The following is a 23,607-nucleotide window of genomic DNA, read 5'->3' on the forward strand; positions in this document are numbered from 1 at the left end:
ATAAATAATAAAAAGGACAGATTATAAAAGCTTTATGTATTAGTGCAACTGCCTCAAACCAAGGAAAAACAATCCTTACAACTTCTTTACTTTATCACTACAAAAAAAGTGTAAGACCTTTTAAAATAGGACCTGATTTTATCGATCCTCAATTTCATGAAAAAATCTCTAAAACACCAAGTGTAAACTTAGATATAAATATATGTAAAAAAGAGGGTGTTAAATGGTTGTTTTCAAATTATAGTAATAAAGAGTTTTCTATTTTAGAAGGGGTTATGGGCTTTTATGATGGAATGGATAAAAACTCATCAGCTTATGATGTAACAAAACTTTTAAATATCCCAACAATCATTATTTTAGATGCAAGTGGTTCATATATCACTTTAAGTGCAATTATAAAAGGCTTAAAAGAGTACAGAAAAGATAATACCATAAAAGCAGTTGTATTTAATCATATATCATCCCAAGGGCATTATGAACTTATCAAAAAACAAATTGAAAAAGATTTTGATGATGTAGCTTGTTTAGGTTATATCCCAAAAGACTTAGAAGCTTTAAGTTCAACTCATCTAGGTTTAGACTTAAAAGATTGTGAAGAAGATAAGATAGAAGAACTTTCAAAGGAAGTGCTTAAAAACATAGATTTACAAAAGCTTGAAGAGATAACTAAATATGAAAAAGAAGAAATAATCTATCCTTTTGAAAAAGTAGAGAAAATAGATAAACACATAGCAGTTGTTTATGATAAAAACTTCTCTTTTTTATATCATGATAATTTAGAGTTTTTAAAAGAGCACTTTACAAAAGTAAGTATTGTAAATAGTGTAAATGATGAGATTATTCCAAGTGATGCAAATAGTGTGTTTATTTGTGGTGGTTATATCGAAACGAAAGAGTCTTATGAAAGATTTGAAAACTCTAAAAACTTTCAAGCTTCACTAAAAGAACATGCAAAAACAAAAAAAGTTTATGGTGAGTGTGCTGGTCTTATAGTTTTAGGTGAAGTTTGTGATGATAAGAAAATGTTGGGTTTGCTTCCTTTAGATTTTACATTAAATAAAAGATTTATTCGAATGGGATATTATGATAATGATTTAGGTATTACAGGTCATGCTTTTCATTATACAAGTGTAAGTAGCAAAATAAAAGGTGAATATACTTTATATAAGAAAAAAGGTGAGTATGAAAAAGACGCAGCTTTTAAAAACAACAATGTTTTTGGAACATATTTACATACAATGTTTAGGCCAAATTTAAAAAAAATAAAAAGATATTTAGTATAATATAATCAAAACTTATACATAAGTAAAGTTTATTTAAAATAAATAAGATATAATTATAATTGTGGTTAGAAAAGAGGATTTAGTTTAGCTTTAAGCTTTTTTGGTAAGTGGGCAAAAACAATCGTATCATTTTTTAAAAATTGATTTTTTTCATAGATTTGAACATCTAAAGTCATTGAAGAAGTTTTGAAACTTTGAAGTTTTATTTTATAGTTTCTTTCTTCATAAGATAGATTCATATTTTTTAAATCTATGATTGTTTTTTTGCTCTTTGCCATTTAGAATTCCTAATTTTTTTCTAATTATAATAAATTTTTCTTAATAGGATTTAATAGATGCAAAATAGTGAATCAATTAAAGCAATTCCATCAAATAGACTTCAATTTTTCCCTATCATGATGTTTGCCATAATCATGGGACTTTCAGGCTTGTCTTTAGTTTTTTATAAATTTAGTGAGGCTTTTTCTATTTCAAAAATATTTGGTTTATCTTTAGGGCTTTTTTCAACAGGTTTATTTTTAATAATAGTAGTAACATATTTATTCAAGATTTTTTTATATTCTAAAGAAGTAAAAGCAGAGATATCGCATCCAATTAGAGTTAATTTTTTTGCGGCTTCGTCAATTTCTACTCTTCTTATATCAATGTTTTTTAGACATATTGATATTGATATTTCAGAAGTATTATTTTATATAGGAGCTTTTGCTCATATATTTTTTACTTTTTATACTATAAAATTTTGGATAAATAATAATCTTGAAATAGCCCACTCAAATCCAGCTTGGTTTATTCCTATTGTTGGAAATTTAATAGTACCAATTTCAGGTGAAGGCTTTATCCATAGTTCGGTTTTATATTTTTATTTTTCAATTGGAATTTTCTTTTGGATTATTCTTTTTTCGATTATTTTAAATAGAATAATTTTTCACAAACAATTTGCTGCAAAATTTATGCCAACACTTTTTATACTTATAGCTCCACCTGCTATAGGGTTTATAGCTTATATAAAACTTACTTTAAGTTTAGATTTTTTTGCTCATATTTTATATAGTTTAGGTCTATTTTTTACAATTTTGGTTTTTGTAATGTATAAAAACTATATGAATATAAAATTTTTTATTTCATGGTGGGCATTTACTTTTCCAATGGCTGCAATAACTCTTGCTACAATTTTAATGTATGAATTAACAAAAGTAGAACTTTATGCTTATATTTCTTATATACTAGCTTTTATTACAACTATAATAGTGCTTTTAGTAGCTAAAGAGACTATTATTCATATAAGTAAAAAAGAGATTTGTATAATGGAATAGTTTAAACTTTTCAAGATATAATAAAAAAATATTTTTAAAAATTTGAAGGAATTATTATGGATTTTAGATATATCGGGAAAAGTGGATTAAGAGTATCTTCTATTTGTATGGGAACAATGACATTTGGTTCTACTACATCTAAAGAAGAGGCTTTTAAAATAATGGATAAAGCTTATGACAATGGAATAAACTTTTATGATACAGCAGAGCTTTATCCAGTTCCACCAAAAGCAAATACAGCAGGAATTACTGAGCAATGGGTAGGTGAGTGGTTAAAAACAAAAGATAGAGACTCAATAATCTTAGCCACAAAAGTTGCAGGAGCAGCTTCTGGGTGGTTTGTGCCACCTATTAGACATGGTCTTACAGCAATTGATTCTTTTCATATTAAAAGAGCAGTTGAGGGAAGTTTAAAGAAACTTGATACAGATTATATTGATTTATACCAAATGCACTGGCCTGATACAATAGTGCCTATTGAAGAGTCATTAAGAGCTTTTGATGATTTAGTAAAAGAGGGAAAAGTAAGATACATAGGAACATCAAATGATAGTGCTTATGGACTTACAAAAGCAAATGAAACTGCAAAAAATAATAAATTAGCTAGATTTGAATCAATACAAAATAATTTCTCATTACTAAATCCAAGATTTTTAGATGAATTAGCTACTGTATGTAGAAATGAAAATATCTCACTTCTTCCATACTCTCCAATTGCTGGAGGGGTTTTAGCTGGAAAATATAACAATGGTTTATATCCTGATGGATGTAGATTTACAGCTTATATCAAAAATAAAAGTCCAAGAGTTCAGGCAATGGCAAATAGATTTGTAAATGAGAAGACTATTGAAGCCACAAAAAAATATATGCAATTAGCAAAAGAGTATGGGATATCACCTGTAACACTAGCAGTTGCCTATTCAAAACACTTTGATTTTGTAGCTTCTACTATTATTGGGGCTAGAACATTAAATCAAGTAGATGAATCTCTAGCAGCCTTTGATTTTAAAATAGATGATGAACTTATGAAAAAAATAGAAGAAGTTCAAAAAGAGATTTTATACCCAATGGGGTAATTGAATATTTGATTCTCTAAGTTTTAAATTTTAAACTTAGAGAATTAATTTATTGTTTTATTTAGCTACTACTTTATTTTTTCCACTTTGTTTTGCTTCATACATTGCAGTGTCAACCCTTGTTATAGCTGTATCAATATCTTCATTAGTTTTTAATTCAGTTACCCCAAAACTTGCTGTTACAGGTTTTTTAATTAAATTAATTAGAACAAGATTGCTTTGTATTTTTTTGCGTAGTTTTTCTGCTGTTTTTAAAGCTTCATTTATATTAGTATCGTTAAGTCCAATTATAAACTCCTCTCCACCCCATCTACACTTTAAATCAGCTTCTCTTAATTCTTCTTTTAAAAGTTTTGAAACTTCTTTTAGAACTTCATCTCCTATTTTATGTCCATAAGTATCATTTATATTTTTAAAATTATCAATATCAAAAAATAGAAGACTAAAAGGCTTTCTATTTCTTTTTACAACTTTATGGAAGTTATTTAAATTATTATTAAAGGATCTTCTATTTAATAAATCTGTTAAAGAGTCATTATGAGCTAAATATGCTAGTTTTTTATTAAAACCTTTTATACTATATATTATAAGAATAGTTATAATAAAAGTAGCTAATAGTGATACAAGTAAATTTGCATAAAAAGTATTGTATTCAGTCTTCATAAAGTCATCAATTTTTGCTTCAACTATTAGATGTAAATTTAATTCAGGCACGTATTTTGTATTTATTAGATAGTTTTCATTGTTTCTTGTATATTCAAATACTTTTGTTTTTTTAGAAAGGATTTGCTCTTGTATCTTAGCTAAACTAGGTATATCACTCAGCTTTTTTATAGAATCTATTTTTCTTTCTGATAATACTACTTTTCCATTTTCATCTACAAAGTAAACAGTAAACTTATAGTTTTGTCTAAAATGTTTAAGCATTTTATTAACATAAGAGATTTTTAATCCTATTCCTGTAGTTCCTATAAGCTGATAGTCTAAATCAAAGATTTTATAATTTATGAACATAATAAGAGAATTATCCAAGTTCTCATTATAATCTAAATTTATTTCATGTTTATCTTGAATAGATTTAAATCTATAGTACCATTTATCTTCTTGATTATTTTTTTCTAAAGTTTTCAATAATCCATCTTGTGTATAATATTTTTGAGTTTTTTCAGAAACTAAAAAAGCAACAAACATACTGTATTTATTTTTTATCATTTGTAAATAACGTCTAATTTTTTCACTATTTTCTTCTTCATTTAATAGCCAGTCTTTTAAAAAAGTATCATTTGACATCATAGAGGAAATAAGATTTGGTTTTATTATTTGAGTTTGTATTTCAGAATATATGTTGTCTACTGATAAAGGTAAGGAGTAATTTTTTAAATCTTTTTGCGTACTTTCAAGAGATACTAAAAAGTTAATAAATGATACTGTTATTGATAAAAATATCAATAAAAAAGAAATTGTAGCTATTATTTTCAAGTCATTTTTCATGGTAAAACTTTCAAATTGTTATATGTTTTTTATGATAGCTTAAATGTATTTAAAGGCTAATGAATATGATAAACCATAAAAAATAATAATATATGAAGTAAAATAATCATTAAATATAACATATATTAATATAGAAAATTGTAAAATATATAACTTTTTATTATAAAGGATTTAAATGAAAGACTTGAGTATATCAAAAAAAATTTCTTTGATAACAATAATGGTTACATTGCTGATGTTAGTTATTGGATATGTTGTTTTAAACTATTACAAAAAAGGTTTAACCCTTGAAGTATATAATAATGTACAAAAAGATTTAACAACTTTATCAAAACTCAAAATCAAAGGAAAGCTTGATGTAGGTATCTCAAATGCAATTTCAATATCAAATGATGGAGAAATAAAAAAAGCTTTATCTTTAAATGACAGAGATTTAGCAATAAATGCCTTAAGTAATTTATCAAAGAGTATGAAAAAATCAACTCCTTTTAAAAACATTAAAGTACATATTCACACAAAAGATACTCACTCATTTTTAAGATCTTGGAAAATAGATAAATTTGGAGATGATTTAAACTCTTTTAGACATAGTGTTGTTAAGGTTAATAATACAAAAAAAGTTGTAAATACCTTTGAAGTAGGGAAAGCAGGACTTAGTATCAGGGCTGTTGTTCCTGTATTTGACTTAGATAATAATCATTTGGGTTCATTAGAGTTTATGCAAGGGATAAATTCTGTTGCTAAGTCTTTTGATAAAATTGGAGATGCTTTTTTACTTTTAATGGATAGTTCTTTAGCTGTAGCTAAAGTTGCTGAAGATAAAAAACTTGGAAATTATATAATATCTCAAAAGTTTGTAAATGAAGCATTTTTACAAGATGCTAAAACGATAGACTTTAAAAAATTAAAAGACAATAAATATTTAATATCTGATAAATATTTTTACTCTTTTGTTGAGATAAAAGATTTTAATAACAAAAGTTTAGGTTTAGCTTTATCTGCTAGACCTATTAATATTGTAATGAAATCTGTTGAACATACTTCATCAATAATTTGGAGTGCTTTAATAATTTTAGTTATAGCTTTAATTTTAACTATGATAGTTTCACTAATAAATATGAAAAATAATATATTAAGACCACTTTTAAGCTTAAAAGATTCTATTGATACAATTAAAGATAATAAAAATTCAGAAACTAAAAAACTTGAAATAACTTCAAATGATGAAATAGGAGATTTAGTAAAAAGTTTTAATGGATATTTGGATTTTATTCAAGAAGGTGTTAAGCAAGATAGAAAAGTTATTGAAGAAACTAAGCTTATTATTGAAAAAGTAAATGCAGGTTTATTAAATGATACTATAAAAGGAACAGCTCATTCAAAAGAAGTAGATTCTTTAGTAAAAGAAATCAATAGTATGATAAAAACTTTACAAAATAATTTACTTATTTTATCTGATTCTTTAGTTGCATTAGCAAATGCAAACTATGATTATAAAATACCTCATATTAAAGGTTTAACTGGTATTTTAGCTTCTTTAATGAGTGGTACAAAAGTAACACAATCAACAATTAATGAAGTGATGTGTTTAATTGATAAGTCAAATAAAGAACTAACAAAAAGTGCAAATGATTTAACAATTTCATCGAGAAAATTAAGTGATTCTTCAAATTCTCAAGCTGCATCTTTAGAACAAACAGCAGCAGCTATTGAAGAAGTTTCAGCAACTGTAAATAAAAGTAGCCAAAGTGCTGCAAAAATGGCAAATTATGCACAAAGTGTGATGAAGTCAAATGATAAAGGAAGAGAGTTAGCTTCAAGAACTTCAAAATCTATGGATGAATTAAGTATGGAAGTAAATGATATTTATGAATCTATTTCAATAATTGATCAAATAGCATTCCAAACAAATATTCTATCATTGAATGCAGCAGTAGAAGCAGCAACAGCAGGTGAAGCTGGAAAAGGTTTTGCAGTTGTTGCTCAAGAAGTAAGAAATCTAGCAAATAGAAGTGCAGATGCTGCAAAAGAGATAAAAGATTTAGTGGAAAGTGCTACAAATAAGGCTAAAACAGGAAAGACAGTAGCAACAGAAATGATAGATGGATATAATGAACTAGATGAAAATATTAATGCAACTATTGAACTTATAAATGATGTAGCAACTGCTTCAAAAGAACAACAATTAGCAATGAATCAAATTAATGATACAGTAAACTCTTTAGATCAAGCAACCCAGCAAAATGCTTCTTTAGCATCAAATATTAGTATGATGGCTGAAAACACTACTTCTCTTGCTGTGCAGTTACAAGGAGTTGTAAATAAAACTAGTTTTGATGATAATGCAAGAAAAAGAATCTGTAATACTGATATGATTTTTGATTTAAATAAATTAAAGTCAGATCATATTGTCTTTAAAAATACAAACTTTTCGCAATGTAAAGAAGGTTTTAAATTTAATGTAAAAAACCATCATGAATGTAATTTAGGAAAATGGATTGATGAAAATGAAAATTCATCTTTTGCTAATTCTCAAGAATGGAAAGATTTAAAAATTGCTCATGAAAAAGTACATACAATGGTACAAGATACAGTTGATTTATATGCAGAAGATTATGATAATGGTCAGATTTTTGCAGTAACTCAAAATATAGAGAAAAATATTGATCAAGTTTTTCATTTATTAAATAGAGTAAGAGAGATTAACTGTGGACATTAATTAGAACACAGATTTTCTGTGTTCTTTATCTTATCAAATTCTAATTTTTTTTACTTTTTATATACATCAATGATTATTAAAGAAAGTCAAATGTATAATTACTCAATAATATTTATCAATAGAAAATTAATATGAAAGACAAAGTTAATATGAAAAAAATTAAAAAATTAAATGAACTTGCCAAATTTGCTGATTATTCTTTACTTAGTACTTTAAATAGTGATCCTTCCTCAAATGAAGATGGGCAAAATCAATTTCCAAAAGAGGTTTTTAATGGTCATTATGTACCTGTAAATCCTACACCAATTAAAGATCCAATATATATAGCACATAGTAAGAATTTTTTTGAAGAATTAGGTTTTGATGATACTATAGCTACATCAGAAGATTTTATAAAAATGTTTTCAGGAAATACTTCAAATTTACCTCTTCCTCTAAAAAAAACTGGATGGGCTTGTGGCTATGCCTTATCTATTTATGGTACTGAGTATTATCAACAATGCCCTTTTCAAACTGGAAATGGATATGGAGATGGAAGAGCAATTTCTATTCTAGAAGCAGTTTTAAATGGTAAACGCTGGGAAATGCAACTAAAGGGTGCTGGACGAACTCCATATTGTAGAGGTGCTGATGGACGGGCAGTTTTACGTTCTAGTATAAGAGAATTTCTAGCACAAGAACAAATGTATAAGTTAGGAATACCTACTTCAAGATCTTTATGTCTTTTTTCTTCTAAAAGTGAAACAGTAAAAAGACCATGGTTTACAAAAGGTTCATATTCAAAAGATCCTGAACTTATGATAGATGAAAAAGTTGCTATTTTAACACGTGTTGCCCCTTCTTTTTTAAGAGTAGGTCAATTAGAGCTGTTTGGCAGACGAGCAAGGAAAAATGAACACTTAAAAGCAAAAGAAGAGTTGGAGCAAATAGTTTTATATTCTATTAAAAGAGAATATCCAGAAATAAGTGAAGATTTAACTTTAGAAGATAAAATAATATTATTTGCTAAAAGTTTTAGAAATAGACTTACTTCACTAGTAGCAGATTGGATAAGAGTTGGATACTGCCAAGGTAATTTTAATAGTGATAATTGTTCAGTTGGTGGTTTTACTCTTGATTATGGCCCTTTTGGGTTTATAGATAATTTTCATCCAAGGTATCAACCTTGGACTGGAGGGGGAGTTCACTTCTCTTTTTTCAATCAGCCAGAAGCAGCGAAACAAAACTTTAAGATGTTTTGTCTTTCTTTAAAGCCTTTACTTGAAGATAATAAAAAATATTTAGAAAAACTAGAAGAAATAGAAATAGGCTTTGCTGATATTATGCAAGAGAAGATGGAAGTAATGTGGTCAAAAAAACTTGGAGTTGATAAGTTTGATGAAAATCTATTTAAAGAATTAATAATTCTTATGATTGAAACACAAGTTGATTATACTATATTTTTTAGAGAATTATCTTCTTTGCCAAATGATATGCAAACACTTAAAAAAAGTTTCTATAAGAAAATAGATGATAATCAAAGCTTAAAAGATAGATGGAAAAAATGGCTTGAAAAATGGAATTTGCATATATGTAGTTCTTTAAAATCAAAAGATGAAATTTCTAAGGAAATGAAAAGCATTAATCCTAAATATACACTAAGAGAATGGTTTTTAGTACCTGCTTATGAAAAAGCAAATGAAGGTGATTATAGTTTAATTCATGAACTGCAAGAAATAATGAATAATCCATATTCAGAACAATCAAAAGAAGTAGAAAAAAAATACTATAGATTAAAGCCTTCTGAGCTTTTTGATATAGCAGGAATATCTCATGTAAGTTGTTCTTCTTAATAAAATTTAATAAATATTATTCTAAAAACAGTTATTTATTATTTTATTGCTACTTTTATATAGTATTATATAACAAAATATAAAAGGAGCGACTATGAGTCAAGTAACACAAGAACAGCAAATTAAGAACCAACAATCTAAAATAAATGATTTAGAAAACGAATTGGCTGGATCTAAATTTGATATACCTTTATTAAAAATTGCAGAATCGGTACTAATGATACCTTTAGTTGGCACAATGGATTCTACAAAGTCTCAAAAAATTATGGAAGATATTCTTTTAAATATAAAAATCAATGAAACAAAAGTAGTTGTTATTGATATAGCAGGAATTACAGTAGTTGATAGTTCTGTTGCATCACATTTAATAAAAATAGCTAAAGCAACTAATCTTATGGGATGTCGTTCAATTATATCTGGTATTTCTCCTGTAATTGCTACAAATATTGTTAACTTAGGAGTTGATACCTCAGATATTGAAACAACAAATACTTTAAAAGATTCGATGATAAAAGCTTATGAATATATTGGTTATGAATTAGTAAAGAAAAAGTAATGTTAAAAAGTAATACCTCTATATTTGATGATATTATTGTTATTGATATCGATATTGAAGATTTATATATTCAAAATTATTATTTTGAGTTTTCAAAATTAATTTCAGAGAATGAAATTTTAAAAGTTGTCTTTAACTTTGAAAATATTGATGTTTTAACAAGTAGTGATATTCAAAGTGTTCAAAAAATAGTTGATACATTACACTTAAATGGAGTAAAATCCATTGTATGTGGAATAAACCCTTATAGTGCATCTTTAATTTATACTTTTATAGATAAAATAAAATTTACTACGACTTTAGATGTAAAAGGCGCAATTGATGCATTTTCAATTAAATAAATCGACAGATATACAATCTATAATTTCGCAAATTGAAAAATTTGTTTTGTCTAAGACTAAAAATAAAATCATTGTATCAGAAGTAGTTATTATATCTTCTGAGATTATATATAATATTATTAAGTTTGCACCTTTAGGAGATTTTTCAATAGCTTCACAAAATAATATGTTTATAATAAATGCAAATGATACAGGAAAAGGTTTTTCATTAACTTTAGAAGACAGCTTAAAAGAAGGGTTTAGTACAGCGAATAGTTTAGGGCTTGGACTTCCTTCTCTTTTTAGAATGTGTGATGATATAAAAATTACAACTTCAAATATAGGGACAAAGATTTGTTGTTTTAAGGAGTTTTAAATGATGGAATATTCAAAATCTGTAAAACCTTTTATTTCTGAAAAAAATTGTGGAGATTTTGCATTTTTACTAGACTGTGAAGATTCTTATCTAATTTGTGTTGGGGATATTGGAGGACATGGTAATTTCAAGATATATGAGCTAGCTTTAAAAATAGAAAAAGAAGTAACCTTAAATAAAGAAAATAAGATATTTGATTTATTTAATCATATTAGTTCTATGAAGTCTGTAAAAGAATATGGTATGACTTTATTTATTGGAAGAGTTAATAAAGAACTCCCTGTGTTACATTATATTTGTATTGGAAATCTAAAACTTCATCTAATCAAAAAAAATCATGTAAATATATTAAAAAAACAAAATGGTGTTATAGGTTTAGAGATTCCTTCAACTATAGAACATAATCTTATAAAATTATCAGATAACACAAGTATTATAATTTCCACTGATGGTATAAATGACTATAGCAATTATTTATCTGAAATTGTTAATATTGATGATTTAAAAACAATAAGCGATACATTAATAAATAATTTTGCATTAAAAGATGATGATGCACTCTGTTTTGTCTTTAAATATAGTGGCAATAATATACAAGTAAGAAAAAAGATACATAATAATACTTTTATAAATAATGAAAAGATAGATATTCCAAACTATGAAGAAATAGTCGAAACTTCTAATGATGTATCAAATTCACAATCTGAAGTTTTTGCTTTAGAAAAAAAATACTTATTTGTTTCTATAAATAATTCTTTATTATCAAGAACAAAAGTTAATACTATGGTTGAATATTTGCAGTTTGATAAAATGACATCAATAAGAGTTCAAACAATAATTTTAGAATTATTAAAATTTGATATTGTACATTTAGATGTTTATGTAAATGAATATACTTTTCAAATACATACACCTTTAAATGAAGAGTTAGTAAAAAAAATAATACCTCTTTTTTATGATGCTAAATTTAATTATATAAAAGATAAATTTATTATCGAGTTTAAAATTTTGAAATATATTAACATAAATGATGATGAATATAAAGAACTAAAGCAAATGTTATTTGTTGGTTTAGATAAAAAGAACTATGAAATATATAAAAAAGAAAAAGAAAAAGATAAAATGCTTACAAATCAATCAAAATTAGCTTCAATGGGTGAAATGATAGGATCAATTGCACATCAATGGAGACAACCTTTAAATGAAATAGGAATAAAGGTTCAGAAACTAAAATACTATTATAGAAAAAATAAAATTGATGAAGATTTTATAGATAATCATATAAAAAGTAGTATGAATACGATAAAGTTTATGTCCCAAACAATTGATGATTTTAGAAACTTTTTTAGAGTTGATAAGAAGAAAACTATATTTCAAATTCAAAGTTCTATAGAAGAGATAATTAATATTCAAAAAGCACAATTGAAAAATCATGATATTGAAGTTGAGATTAAAGGTAAAGATTTTAACTTTTTAGGTTTAAAAACTGAATTTCAGCAAGTTATTTTAAATCTTATAAGTAATTCAAAAGATGCTTTTATCAAAAATAAAGTATCTAAAGCAAAAATAAAAATAGAGTTAAAAGAAAATAAAATTGAGATAAAAGATAATGCTGGAGGCATTAAAGATAGTATAATTGATAGAGTTTTTGAACCGTACTTTACTACTAAAGAACAAGGTGAGGGTACTGGTATGGGACTTTATATGTCAAAAATGATTATTGAAGATAATTTAAATGGTAAAATTAATATATCTAATATTAATAATGGCATTAAAGTTAGTATATTTTTAGGGATTTAGTTATAATTAATCCCCAAAATTAGCAAAAGCACTCTCAACATTTGGGATGTTTTTGTAATGGGTTTTAGATAATCTTACTTTTTTTGTTTTAAGATTACAAACAGCAATTCTAAAACTAGCACCCATGTAAGGTTCAACTACACATACAATATTGTCATTTATTTGTCTAGTTACGTGGATAGTACCTTGTAGTGAATTAAAAAAATACTTTGGATAACTCAAAGGAGTAATTTCAACAATATCAATACTTTCAGGCGTTTGTAAAGTCTCCACAATCAAAGCAGCATCTTCATAGCTATCAAATTGAATACACCAATCATCAAAATATTTATTAAAATGTTCTAAATCTTCATCAAGAAACCCACCAGCTAAAGACTGCAACGCAAAAATAGACACAAAACCACCTTGTATATGAAAAGTTTTAAAAATTGATTTTAGCATATTTTGCTTTTAAAAATATATATCAAAGAAACACAGATGTATAATTACAAAATTATAGATTATTACTAGGAAGTTTATGTGCTAAATATAAAAGTATATTATGAGGACACGGATGTAGGTGGGGTTGTTTATTATGCCAACTATTTGAAGTTTTGTGAGAGAGCTAGGTCTGAGCTTTTTTTCAAAAAAGGTTTATCTCCTCATCAAGATGATGAGTTTTTTGTGGTTAAACATGTTGAGGCTGATTATATAAAGTCAGCTGTATTTGGGAATGATTTAGTTGTTACTTGTAAGCTTACAGAGAAAAAGGCTGCATCAGTTGTGATGTACCAAGAAGTTTTAAGAGATGGGGAAGTTTTATTTAAAGGCTCATTTAAATTGGCTTATTTAAAAAACTTTAAACCTACAAAAATACCAAAAGAGATGTTCGAGGTTTTAGATGATGAAAAATAGTATAGTTTTAAAATGTTTAGTTTTATTAGTTCTAGTTAATGGTTTTGCTTTTTCAAAAGATGCTTTTGAGTTAAAAGATACAAATGAAATTTACTTTCTACCAAAGCACGCAGATAAAACAAAAGATAAAATTATAGATTTGATAAAGCAATCAAAAGATAGTATTTATATTTCTATGTATAATTTTTCATATAAAAAGTTTGCTAAACAATTAGTAGAAAAGTCAAAAGAAAAAACTAAAATTACAGTTATTTTTGACAAATCTAAAGTAAAAAAAGATGATAAAATATATAAATTACTAAAGAAAAATGGTATTAAAACAATAATTGCAGATAAGAAACTACATACTAAAATAGCAATCTTTGATGAAAAAATTTTAGTTTTAGGTAGTACAAACTGGACAAAGGATTCTTTTAAAGACAACTATGAAGTTATTTTATTTACAAGAGATAATAAAATAATTCAAAAGTCTAAAAGCTTTATAAAAAAGTTTGATTAAAAGCAAAAAAAAACTCTAAAAGTCATATATAGTTTTAAAAATTAATTAGCTAATATTTCAGAATCGGAGATTAAGATGAAATATATAATAGCTTGTATTGATAATGATTTAATGATGTTAGATGAGCTTTACAATAAGCTTTCAAGGATTGTAGATAGTGATTATATTATTGAAAGTTATATTAATGCAGAACAGGCTTTAATAGGATGCTTCAATGATATAATTGCAGGTAATGAAATTTTAATCACCATAAATGGAAAAAATAATTCATCTTTAAAGTATGATGAATTTCTTTTAGAACTTTATAAAAACTCACCAAATACTAAAAACATAATTTTCCAAGATACTATAGATATAAAAAGTTTAGAAAAAGTTATTAATGAAGCTTCTGTTTATAAGATTATTCCTCGTACTTTAAAAAGAGTTGATTTTGAATTAATGATTTTAGAAGCTATTAAATTAAATGCACAAGAACGAAGATTAAAAGAATATCAAAAAGTTTTAGAGTCAGCTGTTGATAAAAGAACAAAAGAGCTAAATAATATTAATGTAAAACTAAATGTATTAGCTACTACTGATTCTTTGACAGGTGTTAAAAATAGAAGAAGTTTTTTTGAATCTTGTGGACCAATGATATCTTATAATCGTAGAGAAAAAAAGAGTTTAAGTACCTTAATGATTGATATTGATAAATTTAAATTAATAAATGACAATTATAGTCATAAAGTTGGAGATGAAGTAATAAAACTTATGGCTCAAACTACCCAATCACTTTTAAGAAAGAGTGATGTCTTTGGTAGACTTGGAGGAGAAGAATTTGGTGTTGTTTTACCAAATACTTCTTTAAGGGGAGCAAAAAAAGTTGCAGAACATATAAGAAGTGAAATTGAATCATTAGAGTTTGTAACTTCAAATAAATCAAAAGTTAAGTTTACTATTTCTATAGGAGTTAGTGTTTTAACTCCAAATGAGAATGATTTGAATAGTTTATTACATAAAGCAGATTTAGCTTTATATGAGGCTAAAAAGAATGGAAGAAATAGAGTTGAAGTATATTGTGAAGATATTGATAATGAGTGAGAATATCTTTACTAAAATAAAAGTAATAAAATAGTAATATAAGACTATATTATATAGAAGGATTATACGTGTTAGAGATTTTTGTGATGGGATATTGTTTATATTTTGCATTAAATATTTATACATCATTTATGCAAGTAGGTTATATTAAAAATGCAAGAAATTTAGAACCTATTATATTAGAAAAAAACAAATATTATGAAGCAGCAAATTATGCTGTAGAAAAAGAAAAACTAGCGATTGTTTCATCATTTTACGATTTTATTATTTTCTTTATGTGGATTGGTTTTGGATTATCTTTTTTAGATTCATTAGTTACTGTTGAGCAAACATGGTTAAAAGCTGTAGTTTTTGTAGATTTATTTATAATAGTAAACTGGGTTTTAACTTTACCTTTTGATTTATATAAGACTTTCAAGTTAGATAAAAAGTATGGTTTTTCAAATATGACAAGTTCATTATTTATAAAAGACACTATAAAAACTGGTATTTTGTTTTTAATTTTTGGATCAATTGTAATAGCTGGAATTTCATTTATCATTGAAAATTTACCTTCATGGTGGATTTGGGGATTTGCTTTTATTTTTGCTGTGATTATTATCATAAATATGGTTTATCCTTTAGTTAGAGATAAAATGTTTGATAAGTTCGAGCCTTTAAAAGACAAAGATTTAGAAAGTAAAATTGAAAAATTACTTGATGAAGTTGGATTTAAAAGTTCAGGAGTTTTCTCAGTTGATGCAAGTAAAAGAGATAACAGATTAAACGCATATTTTGGTGGATTAGGTAGTACAAAAAGGGTTGTATTATTTGACACTTTAGTTGAAAAGCTAACTCACAATGAATTGCTAGCTGTATTAGGCCATGAATTAGGACACTTTAAAAATGGAGATATTCTAAAAAACATCGGAATTATGGGTGTTGTTATGTTTGTTTTCTTTGGTATTTTTGGTAATCTACCAGAAGAGTTATTTTTAGGTTTATCACTAAATCAAGAACCTGCAACAATAATTGCTATTTTTATGATTTTCTCACCAATTCTATCATTTTTTTTAATGCCACTTATTTCTCTTATTTCAAGACATAATGAGTATGCAGCAGATGAATTTGGTTCAAATTTACAATCTAAAAATGATTTAGTAAATGCACTTTTAAAGCTTGCAAATGAAAATAAATCATTTCCTTTATCTCATCCTATTTATATTTTCTTTTATTACTCTCACCCACCTTTAGTGGAGAGATTTAAAGAGTTGGGATATGATGTACACAACAGCTCAAAAAATGCCTTAAAAGAGGAATTAAATATAGATGAATAGTGTTATTGAGGTAAATACACTCACACTTACTTTAGCTATAATAGCCATAACTTTAATAGTTATGGCTATTTTGCATTTTATTAAACAAAAATATGAAGACAAACTTCAAAATTTACAAGATGAAATATTCTTGAAGTTAAATACAGCAAATGAAAAAATAGAACTTACAAGCTCTTTTTATGAAGATAAAATCAAAACTATTCAAAATCAATCTGATCAAATTCAAGAAAATCTTATTGAAACTTATGAATTGAGATTAGAAAATTTAGCAAATGAATATAAAATAAAAGAAGACTCTTTTAATGAAAAAATTAATCTTCTTGAAGAATCAAAAGAAAAAATGAAATTAGAGTTTGAATCTTTAGCTACAAAAGTTTTCGAACAAAGCCAAAAAAAATCAAATGTCACTTTAAATCAGTTACTAACTCCTTTTAAAGAGCAGTTAAACTCTTTTGGGAAAAGAGTAAATGATATTTATAACGAAGAAACAAAACAAAGAAGTTCATTACTTACAGAAATAAAAAATCTAAAAGAGCTAAATCAACAAATCTCAACAGATGCCGTAAATCTTACAAAAGCCCTAAAAGGTGACAACAAAACTCAAGGGGATTGGGGTGAAATGATTTTATCTTCTATCTTAGAACAAACGGGTTTAAGAGAAGGAAAAGAATATTCAACTCAAGGCTCTTTTACCGATGAACATGGAAAGAGATTAAGACCTGATGTTATTGTTCATTTACCTTCAAATAAGGATATTATTATAGATTCAAAGGTTTCACTAAAATCATATATTGATTATACAAATAGTGAAGATGAAGGCAAAAAAGTCCTTGCTAAAAAAGAATTAGTTAAATCAATAACAACACATATAAAAGGACTTAGTTCTAAGAAATATGAAGAGATTGAGGGAGTTAGAACTTTAGATTTTGTGCTTTTATTTATTCCTATTGAAGGTGCTTTTTTACTTGCTAGTACAGAAGAAGAAAATTTATTTAAATTAGCTTTTGAACATAATATTATGTTAGTTTCTCCTTCAACTTTATTTGTTACTTTAAGAACCATAGAAAATATTTGGAGAAATGAACAACAACATGAAAATGCCTTACTTATTGCAAAAAAAGCTGGATATTTGTATGATAAGTTTGCTTTATTTGTAAAAGACTTAGATGAAGTTGGAACACATATAAATAGAACACAAAAATCCTATGATAGTGCGATGAAAAAGCTATCAACTGGAAATGGAAATTTACTTAAAAGATCACAAGAGTTTATAGATCTAGGAGTAAAACCTAAAAAACAAATTGATAATAAAAATTTATTGGAAGAAGAATAATATGGAATTAGCTCACGATTTTGCACAAAACTTTTTAACACTTTTAGATGCTTTTGCTCTTTATATAATAGTAGGACTTTTTATTGCTGGTATTTTAAAACAAATAGTACCAGCAGATTTTGTATCAAGACATTTAGGTAAAGACTCAACAAGTTCTGTAGTAAAAGCTACATTATTTGGAATACCTTTGCCTGTGTGTTCTTGTTCCGTTATTCCTTTAGCTCAAGGACTTAGAAAAGAAGGTGCTAGTAAAGGTGCTGTTCAAAGTTTTTTAATTTCAACTCCTATTACTGGTGTTGATTCTATTTTAGCAACATTTTCACTTTTTGGTTTGGTTTTTACTGCTTTTAGAGTGATTTCTTCAATTCTTATAGCTATTAGTGTTGGTTTAATTCAAAATCTTTTTGAAAAAAATGAACAAGTTAATAATAAAATAAAACCAGCTTTTAGTGTAAATCCTATAACTACAAAGTCTCAAGTTAACTTTGCCCAAAATTTCTCTACAACAATGAAAGAAGCAAAAGATGAAGTAGAAAGTTGTTGTAGTAGTACAAATGAAAATAAAAAAGGTTTTTCAATAAAAGCCGTATTTACTTATGCTTATATTACACTTTTTTCAGATATGGCAAAGGCTTTATTAGTAGGTCTTATTTTAGGGAGCTTGTTCATTACTTTTATTCCAAAAGAGTATAGTAGTATGCTCTTTGATAATCAATTTCTAACATATTTTGTAATAATGCTTTTTGCTATTCCTTTATATACTTGTGCAACAGCATCCCTTCCAATAGCAGCAGCTTTAATGATTCAAGGTATGAGTGGTGGTGCTGCTTTTATTTTTCTTACAGCAGGTCCTGCAACTAGTGCAGTTACTATGAGTATTGTTTATAAAATGCTAGGGAAAACATCTCTTATTATATATGTATCAACAATATCTATATTAGCTTTAGTTTTTGGGATTTTATTTGATTTATTTTTTGATAATTTGGAAATATTAAGAGTTTCAATGGAACATGAGGGTAGTTCTTTTGTTGAAAGTATTGCTTCACTAGCTGTTTTACTTTTAATTTTTTATCATTTATTTAAAGATAAGTTTTCAAAAAAAGAGCAAACAAAATCTTGTTGCTCTTAAAGTTTTAAATGAACTATTATTTTAGTTCATTTAAAAGTAAAATATCTACTAAATCACCTTTTTTAATATCTTCACTATCTTCTTTTTGAATAAGTAGAGCAGGGCTTTCAAGCATATTTGTTAAAATAGCACTTGTTCCTTTTTTCTTACCATCAAAGTTAATAGTATATTCGCCATTTGTGTACTCAACATTACAAGCTGTAAATACTGTTTTTGGCATTCTTCTTGGGAAGTTTTCATTTATTCTAGCTTTCACTATTGGAAGCTTTTCATTTGAACCTCTAAGTTTATAAATAAGTGGTAATACATATAAAATAGCACAAACAGTTGAAGAGTAAGCAAAACCAGGTAAAGCAATAATAGTTTTACCATCTTTAACAGCTGCAAGTAAGTGCATACCAGGTTTTATAGTTACCCCATGAAATAAAACTTCTGCTTGAAGTTTATCTTTTATAACATCTTGTACAAAATCATAATCTCCAACTGATACACCACCAGTTGTTACAACTATATCAGATTTTGATAGAGCAGTTTCTAGCATATTAGTAATTGAATCAATATCATCTTTTACAATCCCCAGTTGAAGAGTTGAAGCACCTGCTTTTTTACATAAAGCTTCAATAGTTAGATGGTTTGAACTTCTAATTTGTGAAGCATTAGTTTGTGTTTCTCCAAGATCTAAAATCTCACTTCCTGTACTAGCAATCGCAACTGTTGGGTTTACAACCACTGGAATTTGAGCTATATTCAATGAAGCTAATACTCCAACTTCAGCAAATCCAACAACAGTACCTTTTTTGATTAAAACTTCATCTTTTGCATAGTTTTCACCAATCGCTCTTGTGGCAAATCCAAATGGCACTTCTTTTATAATAGTGATTTCATCACCATTTACTTCTACATTTTCAATAGGTATTAATGTATCACTACCTTGTGGCATAAGTGAACCTGTAAATGTTTTAATACAAACACCATTTTCAACTTTTGATTCTACTACAGTTCCTGCTGGGTTTTTATCAATAATTTTAATTGTTTTTAAAGTTTGGTCTTCATGTTTGATAGCATATCCATCCATTCCCGATGTAGGAAACTCAGGTGAGTTATGATCAGCTATAATATCACTTGCTATTACTTTTCCAATAGCATTTATTAAAAACTCTTTTTCTGTAGTGATTTGTGGTAGTTTTATATTATTTAGTATTTCTAAAGATTTATCATAGTTTATAAATTGTCTCATTTCATTCTCCTAATAGGTAAATGAAATATTACCAAAAAATAAAAAATACTTACTTAATGCAAAGTATTTTACTTTGCATTTTGTTCGATAAATTCTTTGTATTTTAAAGCAGTGTTGTAGCTTACTTGTGCTTCTTTTGACACAGAATAAACTGTAATTTTCTGATTAAACATTCTCATCATATTTACAGAAGCTTCAATTTTTCGTTTAGCTGTTTCTTGTCTAGTTTTAGTAGCTTTTTTAGTAGCTTTACTTTTCTTTTCAGTTAAACTTTTTTGATACTTCTCTTCTTCTAAATGAAGTTTTTTGTATAGTTCTGCTTGACCATGGTCTTTACAAAGCTCTTGTAATATTTTTAAGTCTTTTACTGAAACTGTAATTCTTATTTTTAAGCCTTTAAATTTATTTTTGGGGCGAAATTATAACGACACATAATTAAAATTTGCTAAATTTGGTTTTATCCAAATGAATTAACAGTTAATTATTTGAGTTTTTATTATTTAAATTATATTTGTAAACCATGATTTGTTCAAATAACATATCACCAAAAGCAGGATTTATCTCTTCATTGTCTTTTAATACATTTAAAATTACTATTCTAATTTGCTCTTCTGTCATATTTACTGCAACTGGTAAAATAGTTTCGGCAATTTTTTGTTTAAACTCTTCTTGTTCTTCTAGTGTCATTTTATTTCCTAATGAGTGAAAGTATCTGAAATTATAATGAATTTTTCTAAATGTTTAGTAAAATATAGACAATTTATATAATTAATATAAAATTTATAAATATAAAACAAAAATTTGAGAACTTTTTCGATATACTTTCAAAAAAATTTAACTAGGATATATATCTTGATTGAACTAAGTAAAAAAATATCTAAACTAGTAGGAAAAACAAATGCTGAATATAGCCTTATTAAAGAAGGTGATAGAGTATTAGTTGGTTTTTCTGGTGGTAAAGATTCAACTACCCTAATTCATGCATTAAAAAGACTACAAAGTGTTGCTCCATATAATTTTGAATTTAAAGCTGTTACTGTAACTTATGGAATGGGTGAGCAAGTACAGTTTTTAGCAGATCATTGTAAAGAACACGGTATTGATCATGAGATTGTTGATACGGAAATCTTTGAATTAGCTGGTGAAAAAATTAGAAAAAACTCTTCATTTTGTTCATTCTTTTCAAGAATGAGAAGAGGATATTTATATTCTACTGCATTAGAGCAAGGATATAATAAAGTTGCATTAGGACATCATTTAGATGACGCAATGGAATCATTCTTTATGAATTTCTTTTATAATGGGACTATGAGATCAATGCCTCCTGTTTATAAAGCTGAAAATGGATTAGAAGTTATTAGACCTTTAATTTTTTGTAGAGAAAGACAATTAAGAGCATTTGCTGATAGTAATGAAATAAGCGTTATTGGTGATGAGGCTTGTCCTGGTCTTAGATTTGATGTTAAAATGCCTTATGCAAGAGCAAAAACAAAAGAGTTATTAGCTAAATTAGAAGAAGATAATCCTCAAATTTTTGTATCAATGAAAGCGGCATTTAATAATATCCAATTATCTACATTTTTTACAAAAGATGAGCTAGATAGAATAGATCCAATAGATGAGGAAGCTTAATATATGAAGCTTCTAATTTCTTCATGTTTATTAGGAGAAGATGTAAGATATGATGGAGGTAATTCATCAATTGCGATGGGTGCTTCTTTTAGCTTCTCTCAAAAAGAGTTATTCATGGATATATTATGTGAAAATGAAATATATTCTTTTTGTCCAGAAGTATCAGGTGGTTTAACAACACCAAGACAAGCAGCAGAATTAGTAAGTTCTAATAAACCTTTTAAAGTATTAACTAAAGAAGAAGATGACGTGACTATAAACTTTTTACTTGGAGCAAAGAATGCTTTAGATCTTTGCGTAAATGAAGATATTAAAGTGGCTTTATTAAAATCAAAATCTCCATCATGTGGAAATAGTTTAATATATGATGGAACATTTTCTGATAAATTAGTTGAAGGTAAAGGTTTAACAGCTAGATTATTAGAAGAAAATGGCGTTGTTGTTTTTAATGAAACACAATTAAAAGATTTAAACAAATTTATAAAAACTAATTCTTAGTTTTTATAAATTCTCATTTACTAAATTTGAAAGTCTTAATGGATCTAAAGCACCACTAACTCTTTTTACTTCATTTCCTGCTTTATATACTACTAGTGTTGGAATAGATCTAATTGCATATTTTGCACCTAAAGCTTGATGTTCTTCTGTATTTACTTTTACAAATAAAGCTTTTAGAGGATACTTTGTTGCTGTTTCATTAAAAATAGGTGTCATCATTTTACAAGGTCCACACCAAGGTGCCCAAAAATCTACAATAACTGGAATATCTGAATTTACTATTACATGATCAAAATTTTCTTCATTTAATTCAATTGGATGAGTTTCTAATAATGAATTTTTACATGAACCACAATTTGCTTTAGAATATGAATCTTTTTTTGGAATAGCATTAACTTTTAAACATGATGGACATACAACATTTATTTTACTCATTTATTTAAGCCTTTATATCTAAAAGTGAATCTACAACTTGTTGTTGTGTAACAATTCCTTGTGCATTTGCTTCATAAGCTATAACTTGTGGAATTTGATTAACTATTGAATTTATAAAATCAGCTGTTACTTCTTGAGTTGCAGGATCACCAGTGATATTGGCAACTTGTGCTAGGTTTGAAGCTGTTTGAGTTACTTGTGCCTGTGCGGCTAACATACCATTTAAACTATTACTGTCTGTTATTTGCATCATTTACTCCTTCATTTTCTTGGCTACTTAAAAGTAGCATTTTATTTAAGTTTGCAGCTCTTGCTATTGAAGCATCTGCACTACTTAATTCACTTGGTGCTCCTGCAGACCTTGAAAGTTTAGCAAGCTTAGCAAGTGCTGCATCTTTATCTTGTGGTAGAGATGTATCAAGTCTTACATGACCTCCTGTAGCATAAAGTTTACCATCGGGTCCTACTTGATAGTTATATGAAATTGCACTTTTTGTATCACCTAAACTTGCATGTTGTTGTTCATGTGCTTTAGTTTGTGCATCAAGTCTTTTGAACTTTTCTAATACTCGTTGATAGTCATTTTCATCATAGTTTTTTCCAGAAATATCAACAGTATCATTTTTTTCAAAGGATGATTTTTGCTCCTCTTTTTTATCAATTGCTGCAAGTTGTGCTTTTTTAACTGCGATTTGTTGATTTATAGAAGAGGCAGATTGATATCTATCAAAAATTTCCATAATACACCTCAAATTTATATATGTAATAATTTTAGCTAATTTTTAAGA

At 26.6% G+C, this 23,607-nt stretch carries 25 protein-coding genes; 17 read left to right on the top strand and 8 right to left on the bottom strand.

Going from position 1 to position 23,607, the window contains the following annotated elements; genetic code table 11:
• Positions 1-38 precede the first annotated feature (38 nt).
• Positions 39-1,283, top strand: a complete 1,245-nt coding sequence (locus ACH5BH_RS01770; protein WP_423297411.1) for a cobyrinic acid a,c-diamide synthase CobB — start codon at positions 39-41, stop codon at positions 1,281-1,283.
• Between the two features lie 65 nt (positions 1,284-1,348).
• Here ACH5BH_RS01770 and ACH5BH_RS01775 read toward each other — a convergent pair whose 3' ends face one another.
• Complete coding sequence (locus ACH5BH_RS01775) at positions 1,349-1,561, bottom strand: malate dehydrogenase (protein ID WP_423297256.1); 213 nt, start codon at positions 1,559-1,561, stop codon at positions 1,349-1,351.
• A 57-nt stretch (positions 1,562-1,618) separates the two neighbouring features.
• On the opposite strand from ACH5BH_RS01775, the gene ACH5BH_RS01780 reads away from it, so the two are divergent.
• Positions 1,619-2,596, top strand: a complete 978-nt coding sequence (locus tag ACH5BH_RS01780) for an SLAC1 anion channel family protein (RefSeq protein ID WP_423297257.1) — start codon at positions 1,619-1,621, stop codon at positions 2,594-2,596.
• A 56-nt stretch (positions 2,597-2,652) separates the two neighbouring features.
• Positions 2,653-3,672 carry an aldo/keto reductase gene (locus tag ACH5BH_RS01785; protein ID WP_423297258.1) on the top strand — a complete coding sequence of 340 codons (1,020 nt, stop codon included), beginning with the start codon at positions 2,653-2,655 and terminating at the stop codon, positions 3,670-3,672.
• A gap of 57 nt (positions 3,673-3,729) precedes the next feature.
• On the opposite strand, the gene ACH5BH_RS01790 is transcribed toward ACH5BH_RS01785, so the two are convergent.
• On the bottom strand, positions 3,730-5,163 hold the full coding sequence (locus tag ACH5BH_RS01790; RefSeq protein ID WP_404304160.1) for a sensor domain-containing diguanylate cyclase: 1,434 nt from the start codon (positions 5,161-5,163) through the stop codon (positions 3,730-3,732).
• Between the two features lie 175 nt (positions 5,164-5,338).
• On the opposite strand from ACH5BH_RS01790, the gene ACH5BH_RS01795 reads away from it, so the two are divergent.
• From ACH5BH_RS01795 to ACH5BH_RS01820, 6 genes are all read left to right on the top strand, one after another.
• Complete coding sequence (locus tag ACH5BH_RS01795) at positions 5,339-7,882, top strand: methyl-accepting chemotaxis protein (RefSeq protein WP_423297259.1); 2,544 nt, start codon at positions 5,339-5,341, stop codon at positions 7,880-7,882.
• Positions 7,883-8,031: 149 nt separating this feature from the next.
• Positions 8,032-9,714 (top strand): protein adenylyltransferase SelO, encoded by a 1,683-nt coding sequence (locus tag ACH5BH_RS01800; protein WP_423297260.1) that lies wholly within the window; start codon positions 8,032-8,034, stop codon positions 9,712-9,714.
• Positions 9,715-9,808: 94 nt separating this feature from the next.
• Complete coding sequence (locus ACH5BH_RS01805; protein ID WP_404304157.1) at positions 9,809-10,270, top strand: STAS domain-containing protein; 462 nt, start codon at positions 9,809-9,811, stop codon at positions 10,268-10,270.
• Entirely contained in the window at positions 10,270-10,611 is a 342-nt protein-coding gene (locus ACH5BH_RS01810) for a hypothetical protein (protein ID WP_423297261.1), read from the top strand. The genes ACH5BH_RS01805 and ACH5BH_RS01810 overlap by 1 nt, the downstream gene beginning before the upstream one ends.
• Positions 10,592-10,966 carry a hypothetical protein gene (locus tag ACH5BH_RS01815; protein ID WP_423297262.1) on the top strand — a complete coding sequence of 125 codons (375 nt, stop codon included), beginning with the start codon at positions 10,592-10,594 and terminating at the stop codon, positions 10,964-10,966. Before ACH5BH_RS01810 ends, ACH5BH_RS01815 begins: the two co-directional genes overlap by 20 nt.
• Positions 10,967-12,766 (top strand): sensor histidine kinase, encoded by a 1,800-nt coding sequence (locus ACH5BH_RS01820; protein WP_423297263.1) that lies wholly within the window; start codon positions 10,967-10,969, stop codon positions 12,764-12,766.
• A 6-nt stretch (positions 12,767-12,772) separates the two neighbouring features.
• Here the strand turns inward: ACH5BH_RS01820 and ACH5BH_RS01825 are convergent, their stop codons facing one another.
• Positions 12,773-13,162, bottom strand: a complete 390-nt coding sequence (locus ACH5BH_RS01825) for a hypothetical protein (RefSeq protein ID WP_404304650.1) — start codon at positions 13,160-13,162, stop codon at positions 12,773-12,775.
• 123 nt (positions 13,163-13,285) lie between these two features.
• On the opposite strand from ACH5BH_RS01825, the gene ACH5BH_RS01830 reads away from it, so the two are divergent.
• The 6 genes from ACH5BH_RS01830 to ACH5BH_RS01855 all read left to right on the top strand — a co-directional run bounded on the left by ACH5BH_RS01830 (position 13,286) and on the right by ACH5BH_RS01855 (position 19,017).
• A complete protein-coding gene (locus tag ACH5BH_RS01830; protein WP_423297264.1) occupies positions 13,286-13,660 on the top strand; it encodes a YbgC/FadM family acyl-CoA thioesterase in 375 nt (124 codons plus the stop codon).
• A complete protein-coding gene (locus ACH5BH_RS01835) occupies positions 13,647-14,159 on the top strand; it encodes a phospholipase D-like domain-containing protein (protein ID WP_423297265.1) in 513 nt (170 codons plus the stop codon). Before ACH5BH_RS01830 ends, ACH5BH_RS01835 begins: the two co-directional genes overlap by 14 nt.
• A gap of 75 nt (positions 14,160-14,234) precedes the next feature.
• Positions 14,235-15,239: a GGDEF domain-containing protein gene (locus tag ACH5BH_RS01840; RefSeq protein WP_423297266.1), complete on the top strand. Its 1,005-nt coding sequence runs from the start codon at positions 14,235-14,237 to the stop codon at positions 15,237-15,239.
• Positions 15,240-15,307: 68 nt separating this feature from the next.
• Entirely contained in the window at positions 15,308-16,555 is a 1,248-nt protein-coding gene (locus ACH5BH_RS01845) for a M48 family metallopeptidase (protein WP_423297267.1), read from the top strand.
• Positions 16,548-17,888, top strand: coding sequence for a DNA recombination protein RmuC (locus ACH5BH_RS01850; RefSeq protein ID WP_404304149.1), 1,341 nt, complete (start codon positions 16,548-16,550; stop codon positions 17,886-17,888). The genes ACH5BH_RS01845 and ACH5BH_RS01850 overlap by 8 nt, the downstream gene beginning before the upstream one ends.
• 1 nt (position 17,889) lies before the next feature.
• Positions 17,890-19,017 carry an SO_0444 family Cu/Zn efflux transporter gene (locus ACH5BH_RS01855; protein ID WP_423297268.1) on the top strand — a complete coding sequence of 376 codons (1,128 nt, stop codon included), beginning with the start codon at positions 17,890-17,892 and terminating at the stop codon, positions 19,015-19,017.
• Between the two features lie 16 nt (positions 19,018-19,033).
• On the opposite strand, the gene ACH5BH_RS01860 is transcribed toward ACH5BH_RS01855, so the two are convergent.
• Complete coding sequence (locus ACH5BH_RS01860; RefSeq protein ID WP_423297269.1) at positions 19,034-20,254, bottom strand: molybdopterin molybdotransferase MoeA; 1,221 nt, start codon at positions 20,252-20,254, stop codon at positions 19,034-19,036.
• Positions 20,255-20,731: 477 nt separating this feature from the next.
• Entirely contained in the window at positions 20,732-20,941 is a 210-nt protein-coding gene (locus ACH5BH_RS01865; protein WP_404304146.1) for a hypothetical protein, read from the bottom strand.
• A 165-nt stretch (positions 20,942-21,106) separates the two neighbouring features.
• On the opposite strand from ACH5BH_RS01865, the gene ACH5BH_RS01870 reads away from it, so the two are divergent.
• Both ACH5BH_RS01870 and ACH5BH_RS01875 read left to right on the top strand, forming a co-directional pair.
• Positions 21,107-21,886: a tRNA 2-thiocytidine biosynthesis TtcA family protein gene (locus ACH5BH_RS01870; RefSeq protein ID WP_404304145.1), complete on the top strand. Its 780-nt coding sequence runs from the start codon at positions 21,107-21,109 to the stop codon at positions 21,884-21,886.
• Between the two features lie 3 nt (positions 21,887-21,889).
• Positions 21,890-22,384 (top strand): 2-thiouracil desulfurase family protein, encoded by a 495-nt coding sequence (locus tag ACH5BH_RS01875; RefSeq protein WP_423297270.1) that lies wholly within the window; start codon positions 21,890-21,892, stop codon positions 22,382-22,384.
• Positions 22,385-22,387: 3 nt separating this feature from the next.
• On the opposite strand, the gene trxC is transcribed toward ACH5BH_RS01875, so the two are convergent.
• From trxC to ACH5BH_RS01890, 3 genes are read right to left on the bottom strand one after another with little or no spacing between them, the layout of a single operon-like run.
• Positions 22,388-22,819: a thioredoxin TrxC gene (trxC, locus tag ACH5BH_RS01880; protein ID WP_423297271.1), complete on the bottom strand. Its 432-nt coding sequence runs from the start codon at positions 22,817-22,819 to the stop codon at positions 22,388-22,390.
• Between the two features lie 4 nt (positions 22,820-22,823).
• Entirely contained in the window at positions 22,824-23,069 is a 246-nt protein-coding gene (locus ACH5BH_RS01885) for a hypothetical protein (RefSeq protein ID WP_404304142.1), read from the bottom strand.
• Positions 23,050-23,559: a putative metalloprotease CJM1_0395 family protein gene (locus ACH5BH_RS01890; protein ID WP_404304141.1), complete on the bottom strand. Its 510-nt coding sequence runs from the start codon at positions 23,557-23,559 to the stop codon at positions 23,050-23,052. The genes ACH5BH_RS01885 and ACH5BH_RS01890 overlap by 20 nt, the downstream gene beginning before the upstream one ends.
• Positions 23,560-23,607: the final 48 nt, after the last annotated feature.

This window comes from Arcobacter rhizosphaerae, assembly GCF_049472155.1.
GTDB lineage: Bacteria > Campylobacterota > Campylobacteria > Campylobacterales > Arcobacteraceae > Arcobacter_B.